Origin of the sequence: Oscillatoria sp. HE19RPO, assembly GCF_024220515.1 — a bacterium.
Taxonomy (GTDB): domain Bacteria; phylum Cyanobacteriota; class Cyanobacteriia; order Cyanobacteriales; family Laspinemataceae; genus Laspinema.
The window spans coordinates 1-14,987 of sequence record NZ_JAMXOT010000100.1; the positions used below are offsets into that span (position 1 = coordinate 1).

Genomic DNA, 14,987 nt, shown 5'->3' on the forward strand with positions numbered 1-14,987 from the left:
TGGTTTGGCTCACTTTACGGTGGGGTATATCCTGACTTATGCGGCGTTCTTGATTGCTTCGACTGCGAGTAAGTTCGGCTAACCTGCAACTGGTAATTAGTTGAAAAAACCCCCCGCTGTTATGGCGGGGGGTTTTTTTTTGCCCAAGGGCGCATTGGTAAAGCAAAGGTTAGAAACCGGGTTTCTGTACAACATCTTTGCGGACTTAACAAATTTGGGCTAGAAACCCGGTTTCTGGTCCTGGGGATTTAAAAGATTAGAAACCGGGTTTCTGGCCGGAATTTTTGCTACTTAGCCATTGATTCCGATGAGAAACCCGGTTTCTGGTCCGGTTGATTTAAGGCTGGATAGCGGGCCTGAAAAGAGGGGGGAGGAATAGCCGGTCGTTGTTGTCCTCAACGCTCTTTTTTCGGCCCATTGGGATTAATTCAGGGAATGAAGCCTTGAATTAGCTATCGCTTTCAATGTAGATGAACAGCAGACCCATCAACACGGTAGGCATTAACCAGCAAACGACGGGAATCAAAATCCAAGGGAGGTAAGCAGCTGCATAAGCGCCTGTCATATCTAATGTCTCCTATTTCAAGTTTTGGGTTGACGAGAGGACGATTAACGACGGTGAGTCAGTTATGTTCCTCTCAAAAGGTTGTGAACGTTTCAAAAATCAGAGTCTGCGGGTGCAGATGAGCTAATTTTAGGTGACCTTCGGTCACGGTTAAAAACCAGGAAATTAAAGCCCTATTCAGGGACTAAAGGTTTAGTTAGTTAACTAAACCCCGGAAAATGGCATCGACGCCACTGAGGTTTTCCAAGAGGAAATAGGCGACAAATGCGCCACCCATTGCACCGACGAAGAACCCAGCGGTGAGCTGACTCCAACCCTCAGCGGTTTTCAAGCCAGCGGGGGCTTGGGGATTTTGGCTGGGGTAATCGTCATTACCTGTGGCTTGGAAGGAGGCAATCCCGTAGACAGACATACAGGCGGTGGCGATTAAAATTAAAGACAGGGCTGAAACTAATCCGCCTAAGTTGGCAGCTTCGGGATAATCCCGCAGGGGACCAAATTTAATCCAGGGGCCAATTAGGAAATAGCCGTGAGCCATGCCAATTTCGATGCCTCGCAGGATGGGGGAGAGTCCTTGACGGTAGGCAGGCAGGTTACCAATGAATGTTTTGGTGAAGGCAGAATCGCTAATCGGGGTGGAGAGGTGACCTACAAAGGGGTCTCCACCGTAAGGCTTCACCATTTCAATATCTCTTGCATCGGCCATATTTGTTTTTCCTCTGGGTGTGACAATCAGTAAAAGAACTTAAGGTCATATTCTAAGCAAGGAGGGGTCGCCTAGTCTCAGAATTAGTGCCTAGCTTTAAAAAACTTCATGAAAAGCGCCTAAATCCCCTGGGGCTGGTAACCACTGATTTTAATTTACCTCGGTTCGGTAACCTTTGCGATCGCGATCCCAGCCTTTAATTCTCCGATTGGAGTAAGTTCGGGATTTCACCTCGGTTTCTGTTAAATTTTGTTAAGGGAACTCCAAAAAATAAAACCTTCAAAAAACCCGCAGGCTCAAGCCTGGGGCTACAGGGACAAAGCGGTGCCTGCGCGGGCTAAAAGAGCCTTGTTAGGTGCGATCGCATCAAAGCAAGGATGATTTATTTGTTGGAATCCCCTAAGAAATTTAACAACTTCAGGGGATAGGCAGGGTATTTCTACCCCTCCTGAGATTGTGGCACAGGTCAAGGGCGATCGCCCCGGGTCAAAAGGCAGATTTCAGGGGAATCGGGACCGACGTTCCGGGGGCACAAACCATGAGAAACCGGGGGTTTTCACCCCATTTCTGCTGGTTTTGCACCCAAGAGAGGCTCAAACCCCCGGTTTTTTGTCCGGGGAATCGCCTCCTGTCCCGATGCTTTATCGGGAGATCCGAGTGAAAATCCAATTGAAAATCCAATTAAGGAGTGGGAGCATCTTGCTCCCTTCAAGGAGTAGGGAGGAAGATGCTCCCACTTTTTTGGGGAGTGTTCCAATTTATTTAGATTTGTCGGAGGTTGAGTGAGGGGAACTCAAATTTTGATAAAATTTATAAATTAGACCCGAATTTAAAAGCGATCGCCAGACTCTTTTTAAGTTCACGGAAGCGATCGCCTGATTTTTGGGCTAGGGGTTATTCTGGAAAATCGGGAATAATCCATTTCGGAGGCTGCATCCGTTTTTTTCTAACGGCTTCTTCTGCAATTTCTATCATTTTATCTAAGGACGTTTCCTCGATAAACTGGGATGTTTGTTCTGCATATTCACGGTTGGGGCATTTGTCTCCCAATACACAGCCATTCACGCAGGCTACAGCACAGTTAATAGTCTCTGTCACGACAACCTCTTCCTTATGTTCCTCTGAGTTGACATTGACCCCGGACGACTGTATCGGCTGGATGAAAGCAAATCCCAGTCGTCTGCTAAGAATCTAAGTTATGAATAATTATTCTAGCATCACGGGTGAGGGGCATTGAGATCCGTGGGACTGTGAACATGAGCAAAGACTTGACGGCTAGGGATCACCGAACAGTGCGATCGCCTGGGTCCCTTCCAGAAACCCCCCGAATCAATCATCTGGGGTCCTCAGACTGTTCCTCTGGGATTGCCCAAAAACCAAGGGGTTGCGATAGACTATCAGCAAGTCTAATCTATCCGCACCAGGTGGCCCCCGGATGTTCGGATTCCCCTGGGGTGGCTCCGGTTGAGGGGATGCGATCGCCCTGTTTTGAAACCCGCCTTCTCCAGTTCCTGTCCCGGCGGCGATCGCACCGGAGTTAAACCGGCTATTGATTCCCTCAAATCATCAAGATTTTTCAGCCGGTTTAACTCTGAAAACGCCACCCCACCTCTTCCGGATGATCGAGCGTTCTAGCTGTGAATTCTAACCTCTATAACCGCTATTTTTTTAACATTATGGCTGTCACTGTCATGTTCCGGGCCTTAAATCAAACTGTTAAAATTGGCTCTTTATCTTTAATAATCGCTGGACTCTGGAGCTGTACCAATTTGGTTAAGTCGGGAGTTGGCGTCACCGATATCGAGCAGATCCACAGCAACTGGCAGAGAAAAGATACGGTGTATTTAAAAGGCACTGTTGAAAATCGCGCACCGTTTTTACAATCCGGGGCTTATCAACTTCAGGATGCCACCGGAGCCATTTGGGTCATGACTAATTCACCCCTTCCCAATGTGGGAGACCAGATGGTAATGAAAGGTCAGGTGACCTATCAAAGTATTCCCATCGCGGGACAAGAATTAGGAGAAGTTTACATTAAAGAACTGGAACAACTTGAACGGGAAAGTTCTGCCCAGAATAATCTCTAAAATTTGTCAGGAATTACGCAATATTTAACATTAATCTCTAAATAATGTAGAGGCCATTCGCGAATGGCCTCTACATTATTTAGAGTGGATTCTTAAAATCTGGGCAAGTCCTGTTTCTGTGTCCAAGAAACCGGGTGTATTGGATAATCCCGGGTTCTTTTTTTTGAAATTAGCGTAGAGTCACAAACTCTTCAGCAGTAGAAGGATGAATGCCAATGGTGGCATCAAAGTCTTTTTTCGTGGCTCCCATATTGACAGCAATTGCCAATCCTTGAACGATTTCTGCCGCATCTTTACCGACCATGTGAACCCCTAAAATACGGTCGGTGGTTTTGTCCACAATTAATTTAATCATCACCTTTTCATCAGCATCGGTGAGACTATAAAACATGGGACGGAATTTGGCGCGATAGATGGTTACATTGTCGCCCACTTTGTCTCGGGCTTCCTCTTCAGTCAAGCCCACTGTGGAAGCTTCTGGCTGGGAAAAGACAGCGGTGGGGATGCCGGTATGGTTAATATGGCGGGGGATGTGACCAAAGACGGTATCGGCAAAAGCACGACCTTCGGCGATCGCCACCGGGGTTAAATTGATGCGATCGGTGCAATCTCCCACTGCATAGATATGGGATTGATTGGTGCAGCTATCTGGAGTCACGGCGATCGCACCGATAATCACTTCTACCCCAGCCTTCTCTAAGTTTAACCGGCTTAAATTGGGTTTACGACCTGTTGCACAGAGTAACGCATCGACGGTGACGGGCTCATTTTCTTCCCCAGCAAAAATCAACTTTAAGCCGTCATCGGTCTTTTCAATTTTCTCTAGGGTTGTCTGAGTTTTGAATTGAATCCCATGTTTGGTCATTCCTTCTTGAATGTTCTGGGCAATATCCCGATCGAAGCCATGTAAAATGTAGTCGCGCCGAATAATTTCAGTAACTTCGGCACCCAACCCATTCATAATCGAAGCAAACTCGACGCCGATATAACCGCCGCCCCAAACAGCAAACCGTTTGGGAAATTCCTTCAGGTGGAACATTTCATTGGAGGTGATGGTATGTTCGATGCCCTCAATATCCGGTTTCGCGGGTGTTCCTCCCACAGCAATCAAGATTTTGTCCGCTGTGACTTTGCGATCGCCTACTTCAATGGTATGGGGATCGACAAAAGTTGCCATTTCCTTGATTAACTCAACGCCAGCTTTTTCTAAGTTATTAATGTGGATCTGATTCAGGCGCATTACTTCTTTCTGAACCACTTCCACCAGCTTATTCCAATCAAAATTGGGTTCCGCTTTGTCCCAACCGTAACCCACGGCATTTTGATACAGTTTAGAAAATTGGGACGCATAGACCATTAATTTTTTGGGAACGCAACCCCGGATGACACAGGTACCTCCCACTAAATCTCCTTCGGCGATCGCCACTTTAGCCCCATAAGAGGCAGCCCGTTTCGATGCCGCTAATCCCCCAGAACCCGCACCTATCACGAATAGGTCATAATCAAAGTTCGTCATCTCAGTCACTCCGTTTATCATCGTTTAATAACAGGGTAATCCGTTTCGCAAGGCGATGGGGAGGTTGGGGAGGTTGGGGGAGATGGGGAGGTTGGGGGAGATGGGGAGGTTGGGGGAGATGGGGGAGATGGGGAGGATGGGGGAGATGTTCGTAGTAACGACTTCAGTCGTTGCGCTCGTGTGATGGCTTCAGCCATCACACGAGCAATCCAAGGGTCTAGCGCCTGCTTGGGAACTAGAGGACGAACCCCTGATATGAGGGCGTTTCTTGGCTGACGCCGAGAAACGCGGAAACGACTGAAGTCGTTACTACGAACGGAGGAAACGACTTCAGTCGGGAGGTTGAACATCTCCCCCAACCTCCCCATCTCCCCCAACCTCCCCATCTCCCCCAACCTCCCCATCTCCCCCATCTCCCCCAACCTCCCCCATCCCCCATCCCTGCGTATAAATACTAACAAAGCCCTGCGTATTGTTACGGAGAAATGATTGATTTCAAATACGGATGTTCTAAAACGCTGGAACCGTTAAACTATAGCAGATTAGAAAAGTTAGCCTTTCTAGGGGGTGAAGAGATAAAATTAGAAATAGACCCTGGGTTGTAGAGGTACTTGAGAATCTTAATGCTTTTATTGAATCTCGTCAAGTGTGTCTAATTAATGAGTGAATTAATGCGAGGTTGTCGTTGAATTTTAGGCGAAGCGACGGGATAAAATTGCCATGATAAAAACTAAGTTGTCCAGGAGGAGAGGCAGGGTTTTCCGTTGGATTTTTTGAACTCCGAAAAGACCGTATTTAAAAATCAGCCAGATGGCTGATGCCATCGCCATAGGTTATGGGTCATCATGGAACTATACCATCTAACCGGATTGATATGGATTTAGTAACTTTAGATACAAAGATTCCCGGGATGCCAGATGGCGAATTGTTAAAAAATTATGATGAATCCCGGGACTAATTTCCTGGGATGTTACAAAGGTAACAGTGGTTATCTGAATTGTTAGATAACCTGTAAAAACATTAATGTTTTAAAATTCGGATATAAATTCATCAAGGTTGTAATAATAAAACAAGAAGAGACGCACTTGAATGCAGAAAATGTTGAGTAAATATTTTAACAATAAATTTTTAAAATATACTTGAAAAAGCAAAAAGCTTTTTAAATCACAATCTTAAACAAAGAGAGGGAATTATGCTAGAAAAACCGACAATACAGCCGCAAAAACAAGAGAATGTTCGGAGTGCAGCCGCCCAGCTTGTCGGCTCGCCGACTAAGGCATTGCAAAAAATCGTAACTAACAATCTATCCGGGCGACTGACGATTCGAGATACGTCAGATCCTTCGGTCTTTTGGCGAGTCCATTTTGGCAATGGCAAGGTGCATTTTGCCAGTAGCTTAACGGGATACAAGGAGCGCCTGAGTTATTACCTCGCTCGGTTCTATCCGGAACTGAAAGACCTTCCCATGGAAGGGTTTCAGTCGGATTATCAGGCGATTTGCTATTACTGGAAAACTGGAAAAATTCCCTTACAACAAGCCAGAGAAGTCTTATTTAAACTCACCCAAGAAGCATTAGTGCAGGTCCTCAACTTACCCCAGGCGGGACTGCAATTTGAAAAGACGGTGGGACTCGATCCAATTTTGCTTTCTCTGCCGTTGAAGCAGACGATTTTACCGATGCGGGAAGCTATTGGGAAGTGGGGAAAAGTTAGGGCGGAAATTGCCTCGCCGTTTCAGAGAGTTTTTATTAGGAATTTAGAACAAATTCCTAAACTGCTGTGGCCGACGTTTAAAAATGTTGAGGGAATTAAACGGCTGATTGAAGTTTTAAATCGGGGTGGATGTCTGTATGAAGCGGCCCAAGGGTTGAAAATCGATGTCCTGTCTTTGGCACTGTTACTGCAACCTTTGGTGCAAGCGGAAGCGGTGGGGATGAAACCCTATCAGTCGGAAAAAGTAGAAGAGGGGCCGATTATTGCCTGTATTGATGATAGTAAAACAACTCAGCGGCACGTTCGGGCGATTTTGCAGGCGGCGGGATACCGCTGTTTGATGTTAACGGAACCGGCGAAAGCGTTAACGACTTTGGCACGCTATAAACCGGCATTGGTGTTGATGGATATTAATATGCCAGAAATTAATGGCTATGAACTCTGCCGAATGTTGCGCCAGTCGAGTTTGTTGCAGGAAATCCCGATTGTGATGTTGACGGGACGGGATGGGATCATCGATAAGATGCGATCGCGGATGGTGGGAGCCAATGATTATATCACCAAACCCTTTGATGCCCAACAACTCTTGAAGGCGATCGAAATGCAGTTACTCGGCACGGCGGATTCGGAAAGAGAAACGATTCTGCAAACCGGCTGATTTCACCTCATTTCCCCGAGGAATGAACTATCGTAATTTATAGCAAGCCGATTGGAAGTAGCCATTCAAAGTGCGATAGGATAACTGGGGAAATGCTGAGAACGTATGCAGGGTTGCAATTAAGCCCGAAGGTACAAGTGATGGTGCCCATCGAGCAAGTGATAGAGGAAATTACCTTATCTCGACGGCAAATTTGTCCGATCCCCGGTGTTCCCGAGGCCATTTTAGGAGTGGTGAATACCGGCGGGAAACTACTATGGGTGATTGATTTGGCTGATTTTCTGACCGAGGTTTTGGGACTGACGCGCCGATCGCCTTCGCGGGTGGATGAGTTAACCTTGGTCGTAATTCGCAAGGACCCCACCCCAGAACCGGACCCCCAGGAGGAAGAATCCACCGTCACTCCCTTAGCTTGTCTCGTCTGCGATCGCCTTGCCACTCTCACCCTCAACTCCACCCAGCTTACCCCCATTCCCGACCCCTGGAGACCCCTACTCCGTCCCCTGTTTTCTGGTTTAATCTGGATCGCACCCCCCAGCGATGCCGCAGCGCGTCGGTTTCCCGTGGGATTGCTCCAAGTGAGCGCCCTATTTGACGCCCTCAGTCGGCACAGTTCCCCCACTGCCGGAGAATTTCGATGATAGCATCCAATCCCGAAACCTCTGCGCCGGAAAATCGCCGGGGAGTCGAGGCGGCGATCGCCAACATCAACCCCGAAGCGCGCCACTGCTTCCTCCATGAAGAAGCACCCGAATGCTTACTCGCCTTAGAACAAGGAATCCAATGCTTAAGCAGCAAAGCCGCCACTCAGGAGAACCTCGGCGCTGCCTTCCCCGATCTGATTCGGGCCGCCCATACCCTCAAAGGGGGTGCCGGAATTGTGGGGTTACAGCAACTCTCCCACCTGGCACACGCGATCGAAGAGTTATTAATCGCCCTAAATAATGGACGAGTCCCTCACTTACCTTCCGCCTACGAACTCTTATCGCTGAGTCTCGATCCCATCGGGGATTTACTCGTGCAAGCTTGGAATGGGAACGACTCCCAAACCTCCGATCGCCGCCTCCAGAACCTGATCCTCACCCTCGATCGCTTTGTCCAAGATTTACCCCCTCCGCTTCAGGAGAGTTTGGAAGAAGAAGGCGCAGGGGAAGAATTCCCTCACGCCACTGATTCCCCAGTGAACTCTTTTGTTAAAACTGCCTTGGAGGTGGATTTAGAGGATTGTCTACAACGCCTAAGGCGATCGCTAGATGAATTAACGGACAATCCCGCCTCGGCAGAACCCGCACTCCGCCAGAGTCTCACCATTTTTTTAGAAGAATGCACTCTCCTGGGGGAAACCTTGGGGTTAGAGGGGTTAACCGCCATCAGTCGCGAAATTTCTGCATCCCTCTCCCAGGAACAAGCGCCACCGGAACAGTTAGCACAACTGGCGATCGCCCGAATTCGCACCCTCCGAACCGAAACCCTCACCCCATCCTCCCCATCTTCCTCATCTTCCCCATCCTCCCAATCCTCCCCATCTCCCGAGTCAGAGACAACCCGTTCCTCTATCCCGGAACGGTTTTTAAAATACCTGATTGTCAATCCCAATCCCGATCTGACACCGGCAAATCTCACCCTGCGAGTCCCCGTCACACGCTTAGATCGGATGAGTGATACCCTCGGTAATGTAGTCCTGGAATCCGATCGCCTCACCCTGGAACAAGAAAAACTCCAAACCGCGATCGCCACCCTCTCCCCATCCCCCCAATCTCCCTCAAACCTAGCGGCGATCGCCTCCGACATCCAACAAACCCTCGATCGCCTCAAAACCTCCCTCAACCAACTGAACCGGGACCTCACCGACTCCCGACTGATTCCCTTTGGGGCGATCGGCGATCGATTTATCACTCCCTTGGAAACCCTGCAACGACAGTATGGAAAGCAAGTTGAATTAGTCATCCAGGGAAAAGATAGACGGGTGGATCAACCGATTTTAGAACAATTACAAACTCCCTTAACCCACCTGTTTCGCAATGCCTTCGATCACGGGATCGAGTTACCCACGGAACGCAAAGCACTCGGCAAGTCTCCCACGGCTAAAATCACCTTTTCTGCCACCGTTGAAGGGTCTCAACTGGTAATTACGGTGGAAGATGATGGACGCGGGATTGATTCCCAAAAGGTTTACAAGCGTGCCTTAGCAATGGGACTAATTGATCCGGAAAAGGGGTTTTCTAAAACCCAATCTCCGGGGAATGCCAACCCGAGTGAGATTTTACAATTTCTGTTCACTCCGGGATTTTCTACTGCCTCGAAAGTGACGGATTTATCCGGGCGAGGGGTGGGATTAGATATCGTACAACATCAAGTGGCACGACTACGCGGAACTTTGCAAGTTGAGACGGTATTGGGACAGGGTACTAAGTTTACCATTGCGGTTCCCTTGACCTTGAGCCGGTTATCCGTTTATTTGTGCCAATGTCAAGACTACACCGTAGCAATTCCCTCCGATCAGGCGATCGCCGTGGTGCAGTTATCCGAGGCAGAGATGATCGCCGGTGAAATAGGCGATCGCCATGAAGAAATTCCCGGACAAACGAAACCCTTGCCCATTTTTAAATTATGGGATTTGCTGCCCTACGGATCCCAGGTTCGGGAAGCAGTTTCTGGAGTGAATTCCCCCTCGGTTTGTCTGATTCTACAGGTGAAGGGTCAACGGGTGGCGATCGCCGTGGATGCGGTACTCGAAGAACGCCCAGTGATGCTCAAACCCCTGGATCTCACCGTTCCCGTTCCTCCCTCCGTTGCCGGTTGTACAGTCCTAGGCAGCGGTGAAGTGGTGCCAGTCCTCGCCCCGCATCACTTTCCCCCCTTACTGTTTCCCCGTTCCCCCCTCAGACGAGTCGCCCATGTCTCACAGGATACAGTGTTGAGTTCCGATGCTTCTCCCCCCCAGATTTTAATCGTGGATGATTCCCTCACCATGCGCCGGATGTTGCAGGATATATTCGAGAATGCTGGATTTGTTCCCACACTCTGTACCGATGGACGGGAGGCATTAACTCAACTGGCGCGATCGCCCCAGGGACAATTCCACCTGATCCTCTCCGATGTAGAAATGCCCCATTTAGACGGATTGGGATTACTGCTGACGGTGCGATCGGATCCCCAATGGCATCACTTGCCGATGGTGATGCTTTCCTCCCGCGCCAGTCCAGAGGATATTCAGAAAGGGATGGAATTAGGTGCAACTGCCTATTTGAGTAAACCTTTCGATTCGGGGATGTTGCTTGCTGCTATTCGCGAGATCCTGGTTAAGGATGGGGGATGAGGGGGAGATTGGGGAGATTGGGGAGATTGGGGAGATTGGGGAGATTGGGTAAAATATCCTGATATTTTACCTTGGACTACTAAGCCTAAAGATAGAGATTTTTGCCTTAATTTATATATCGAATGATATAGGTTAAAATTCATAAAAGATGATAGATACATCTCAAGGTAGAGAACATTCGGGAGTTTAATTAAGGTACTCCTCAAGATATATGACTCCGGCTCTGTAAGTGTTTTACTCTGGATAAAGAAATCAACAGATTTTAAAACTCTCATTAGGCGACTGTGGAATGAATCAAGGGGGGATTACAATCTTTACGATAACTTTACATAAAAGTTCTGGAATTAACTCTGAGCGATGATAAAATTAGAATAAATCAGCCCTTCTTACGACTGATTGAATTCAAGTAAGAGCGATTGCAAAATAGTACCAGCAAAAAATTGTAGCCGTTTTTAGGGAAACTCACCGGAGACTCATCAAACGGCTTTTAGAATCAGGAATGTTTGGCGATCGCCACTGAATTGGAGGATCGCTGAGTCCGGAAATCCAGTTAATCTTCGGGTGAACTGGAGTCATTATAAAAATTCAGAAAATTGAGCATTGAACCCTAGCTGAACCTGAATCATTTCAGCTTTAGGGAATCCCAGAACCTTTTTAAAAATCCTGGGATGCAATTTCAGGAGACTGATAAACTCCTTTTAAAAACCGGCGATTGAGGCAATCGCCAAATGCACTGTCAATTTATTTAGTATCTATCAAGGTAAACTCATGAGAAATCCTGTTATCGCCATTGGACTTGATGCCGGGGACCCGAATCTGCTGGAAAAATGGATGGCGCAAGGGCATTTAAAGAACTTAAAAAAATTGCGCGATCGCGGAGCCTACGGACGACTTAAAACCTTTGATTATTATCGAGCCGAAACCCCTTGGACCACCTTTTTAACCGGAGCTTCTCCGGAAAAAACCGGCTATTGGGCCCCCGTGAAACTGCGGGAAGGGAGCTATGATGTAGACCCCATAGAAGCCTACGATTTTGCCGAATATCAACCCTTTTATGCCCTAGGAGATGATTATCGAGTAGCAGTCTTTGATATGCCCCAAGCTCCTTTGAGCAGTCGTGTCAATGGCGTCCAAGGATTAGCCTGGGGAGCCCATTCCCCCCAAACCCCCACCCATTCCCAACCCGAATCTTTTCTATCTGACATCATCGCCAAACATGGGGAACATCCGACGCTACATAAAGATTTTGCCAGTATTTTAGATATTCCGGCCCTCCAGGAACTTCAAAAGAAATTAGAAACCGGGATTGAGCGGCGGGGTCAGATTTGTAAAGATTTACTCCAACGGGATAACTGGGATTTCTTCTTAACCATTTTTGGAGAAACCCACTCTGCCGGACATTTTTTTTGGCACTTAAGTCAACCCGAACATCCTCTATATCCCCTGATGGCGAATCGCTATCCGGGAGACCCGTTATTAGAGATTTTTGAAGCCATTGATACAGCAATTGGTGAGATTTTAAGCGCTGCGCCGGAGAATGCCAATGTGGTTGTCTTTGCAGCACATGGCATGGACTTTAACAACATGGATCTGCCCAGTATGGTGTTTTTGCCCGAGTTTCTGTATCGGTGGAATTTCCCTGGAAAAGTGGGATTAGCTGAGGGCAAAATGGGGCAAAATCCTGGGGGACCGATTGTCGGAGAACGGGCGAAACGGGGCTTTATGGGAACACTCTGGAGTCTGAAAGGCGATCGCAATCCGTTGCGAGGATTTTTGCGGCGAAACCTCCCCACAAAAATCTTTAGCCGGATTGAACCCCTGTTTGGTTCCGAAGCTGAAACGGATTTGATTTCTCCGTTTGAAATGCAGAAAAAAGGCGATCGCTTATTCTTCCAAACCCCCTGTTGGTATCAACCCGCATGGCCCCGCATGAAAGCCTTTGCCCTCCCCAGTTTCTCCGAAGGATATATCCGGATTAACTTGAAAGGACGGGAACCCAATGGAATCGTTGACCCCTCGGAATACGATGCCGTTTGTGATGAAATTACCGAAAAACTGTATCAACTCAAAGATTCCCGGACCGGGGAAACCTTGGTACAAGATGTAGTGCGGACTCGCACAAATCCCACCGATTCCGACCCGAAACTACCCGATGCCGATTTAGTGATTATCTGGCAAGATAAATGCGCCAGTGATACCGTAGAAAGTCCCGAAATTGGCCGGATTGGACCCATTCCATTTAATCGCACAGGCAGTCATCGGTCCGATGGATTTTTAGCCTTGGCAGGGCCCGATATTCAACCCGGTTCTACCTTACCTTTCGGCCATTCCTTAGATTTAGCACCCACTTTATTAGCCCTATTAGAGGCCCCGATTCCCGACTCTTGCGAAGGGAAACCTCTAATCAATCAACCGGCAGTGGTTCGCTAAACAACTGGCCTTTAAACCTCCTAAGCAATGGCCGCATTGCATCTCCTCGACTCCCCTAGCACGGGGGTACAGTAAAGGTTAGAAACCCGGTTTCTTCACAAAAATGTTGGTAATTAGTAGTAGATTAAATTAAGAAACCGGGTTTCTTGTCCTAGCTTATCGAAAAAAGAGTTTTGAATTTGAAAATCAACGAAATAAATCCTATAAGCTTAGGTCATTCTAGCTTAGAAAATCAATCACTGAAAATCCCGCTGACTGCTTAATCCAGTCCCCTTGTAAAAGACGTAAAAAACATGATGAATCTGTATAGGTTAAGGATGTATCCTAAAATGCTCCATCCGGCCTATTTGTTTCCCCGACGGATAAATTGAAGAAAATTTCATTGTTAATTAAGGGTGAATTACCATGCCATTAGTTTCTGTTGTCGTTCCGGCTTACAATGTTTCAAAAACGATTCACGATACCCTCGATTCGATTTTAAAACAAACCTTTTCAGATTTTGAATTGATTATTATTAATGATGGCTCTACCGATAATACCCTACAGGTTATCGAAGGAGTCCGAGACCCGAGACTTCAAGTCTTTTCTTATGAAAATGGCGGACTCCCAGAAGCGCGAAATCGGGGAATTGCTCGCGCAACAGGAGAGTTTATTACCTTTATCGATGCAGACGATTTGTGGACGCCGGATAAATTAGAGCGCCAGGTTACTGCATTACAACAAAATCCCAAAGCAGGACTCGCTTATAGCTGGACCTGCTTTATGGATAGCGAAGGTAAATCCTTTAGTAAAGATTTTCCATCCTATATTGAAGGGGATGTTTACCCCCGATTGTTAGTCGGTAATTTCATTACCTCTGGGTCTAACGTGATGTTGCGTGCATCGGCAATTGAATCTGTAGGACTGTTCGATCGCACCCTGAAATCCATCGAAGATTGGGAATATTGGTTACGGGTTGCAGCAAAATGGCCCTTTGTAGTCGTCCCCCAGTATCAAATCCTCTATCGACAATCGGCGACATCAATGGCCTCTAAAATTGATGTCATGGAAAAATATAGCCTCCTAGTCATCGATCGCGCCTTTGCCAACGCACCCGCAGAACTACAAGGACTGAAAACCCATAGTTTAGCCAATACCTATCAATATTTAGCCCGAATCTGCGTCACCCATACCCCCGATGCAGAAAAACTGCAAACCGGCTGGGAAAATTTACAAAAAGCAATCCGCTTGCACCCCCCCATCTTATTAGATAAAAAAGTTCAGCGCCTATTAGGAAAGTGGATGTTACTGCGGATGGGTTCTCCGCAAGTATCTCAGTATTGCCTACAAAAATTTGGACAAATGAATCCAAAAAACGACCCGCGTCGAAATAATCTTAATGAAGAGAAGGGAGAAAAAAATGTCCTGGAGGTTGACAATAAAATTCAAAATTTTTTGAATCAAGGGGTTTTGTAATCTTTAATCCGATGATTTCTGCATCAATTCGAGCGGGTTTCCCAGAAAACTTCCGCAATTTTTAACATTCAATACTAAATGTAAAGGCGATTCGCGAATCGCCTCTACATTTAGCGTAAATTCTCCAAATCTGTGTAAACACTGCCCCAGCTATTCGTCTCCAATGATAACCCTGGCAACTTAACCTAAATTTGTCCAAGAAACCCGGTGTCTCCTCAAGCTCACGGGTCCAGAAATTTGGTTTGGGTGTCTAACCAGTAGATCATCATTCAATATCCCAAATTCTGCGATCGCATTCCACCAACTCTTCTCTAACCAGAGGTTCCCCCTGCCATTTGCCCGCCGTTTTTTCAAAAAAATCAGCAGGATATCCTAACTCGTCTGGGGTTGGCGTTGTTTCTTCAGCTACCTCATGAATCACAATTTCTAACTCCTGATTAGCGAATTATAAAAGAACCTGTAACACCAGCTTAGGGGATTGCAAAATATAAATCCTCCAACCGTTCAACTGAAAGGAAGGTATCTGTAGGGGCGTATT

General features: G+C 47.2%; 13 protein-coding genes. 6 read left to right on the forward strand and 7 right to left on the reverse strand.

What is annotated here, in order from left to right:
* Positions 1-448: 448 nt before the first annotated feature.
* From NG833_RS09725 to NG833_RS09740, 4 genes are all read right to left on the reverse strand, one after another.
* Complete coding sequence (locus NG833_RS09725) at positions 449-565, reverse strand: photosystem I reaction center subunit VIII (RefSeq protein WP_015148866.1); 117 nt, start codon at positions 563-565, stop codon at positions 449-451.
* A gap of 196 nt (positions 566-761) precedes the next feature.
* A complete protein-coding gene (locus NG833_RS09730) occupies positions 762-1,271 on the reverse strand; it encodes a photosystem I reaction center protein subunit XI (protein ID WP_254565095.1) in 510 nt (169 codons plus the stop codon).
* An 894-nt stretch (positions 1,272-2,165) separates the two neighbouring features.
* Positions 2,166-2,369 carry a hypothetical protein gene (locus tag NG833_RS09735; RefSeq protein ID WP_254565096.1) on the reverse strand — a complete coding sequence of 68 codons (204 nt, stop codon included), beginning with the start codon at positions 2,367-2,369 and terminating at the stop codon, positions 2,166-2,168.
* 308 nt (positions 2,370-2,677) lie between these two features.
* Complete coding sequence (locus tag NG833_RS09740; RefSeq protein WP_254565097.1) at positions 2,678-2,875, reverse strand: hypothetical protein; 198 nt, start codon at positions 2,873-2,875, stop codon at positions 2,678-2,680.
* Positions 2,876-2,947: 72 nt separating this feature from the next.
* Between NG833_RS09740 and NG833_RS09745 the strand changes: the two genes are divergently transcribed.
* Complete coding sequence (locus NG833_RS09745; RefSeq protein WP_254565098.1) at positions 2,948-3,358, forward strand: hypothetical protein; 411 nt, start codon at positions 2,948-2,950, stop codon at positions 3,356-3,358.
* A gap of 169 nt (positions 3,359-3,527) precedes the next feature.
* Here NG833_RS09745 and gor read toward each other — a convergent pair whose 3' ends face one another.
* On the reverse strand, positions 3,528-4,874 hold the full coding sequence (gene gor, locus NG833_RS09750) for a glutathione-disulfide reductase (RefSeq protein WP_254565099.1): 1,347 nt from the start codon (positions 4,872-4,874) through the stop codon (positions 3,528-3,530).
* A 692-nt stretch (positions 4,875-5,566) separates the two neighbouring features.
* Positions 5,567-5,704, reverse strand: coding sequence for a hypothetical protein (locus tag NG833_RS09755; RefSeq protein WP_254565100.1), 138 nt, complete (start codon positions 5,702-5,704; stop codon positions 5,567-5,569).
* A gap of 362 nt (positions 5,705-6,066) precedes the next feature.
* On the opposite strand from NG833_RS09755, the gene NG833_RS09760 reads away from it, so the two are divergent.
* The 5 genes from NG833_RS09760 (at position 6,067) to NG833_RS09780 (ending at position 14,449) form a co-directional block, all read left to right on the forward strand.
* A complete protein-coding gene (locus NG833_RS09760) occupies positions 6,067-7,245 on the forward strand; it encodes a response regulator (RefSeq protein ID WP_254565101.1) in 1,179 nt (392 codons plus the stop codon).
* 92 nt (positions 7,246-7,337) lie between these two features.
* Entirely contained in the window at positions 7,338-7,886 is a 549-nt protein-coding gene (locus tag NG833_RS09765) for a chemotaxis protein CheW (RefSeq protein ID WP_254565102.1), read from the forward strand.
* Positions 7,883-10,564 carry a hybrid sensor histidine kinase/response regulator gene (locus tag NG833_RS09770; RefSeq protein WP_254565103.1) on the forward strand — a complete coding sequence of 894 codons (2,682 nt, stop codon included), beginning with the start codon at positions 7,883-7,885 and terminating at the stop codon, positions 10,562-10,564. Before NG833_RS09765 ends, NG833_RS09770 begins: the two co-directional genes overlap by 4 nt.
* 768 nt (positions 10,565-11,332) lie before the next feature.
* Complete coding sequence (locus NG833_RS09775; protein ID WP_254565104.1) at positions 11,333-12,994, forward strand: alkaline phosphatase family protein; 1,662 nt, start codon at positions 11,333-11,335, stop codon at positions 12,992-12,994.
* 405 nt (positions 12,995-13,399) lie between these two features.
* Positions 13,400-14,449: a glycosyltransferase family A protein gene (locus tag NG833_RS09780; protein ID WP_254565105.1), complete on the forward strand. Its 1,050-nt coding sequence runs from the start codon at positions 13,400-13,402 to the stop codon at positions 14,447-14,449.
* 265 nt (positions 14,450-14,714) lie between these two features.
* Here the strand turns inward: NG833_RS09780 and NG833_RS09785 are convergent, their stop codons facing one another.
* A complete protein-coding gene (locus NG833_RS09785; protein ID WP_254565106.1) occupies positions 14,715-14,870 on the reverse strand; it encodes a hypothetical protein in 156 nt (51 codons plus the stop codon).
* Positions 14,871-14,987: the final 117 nt, after the last annotated feature.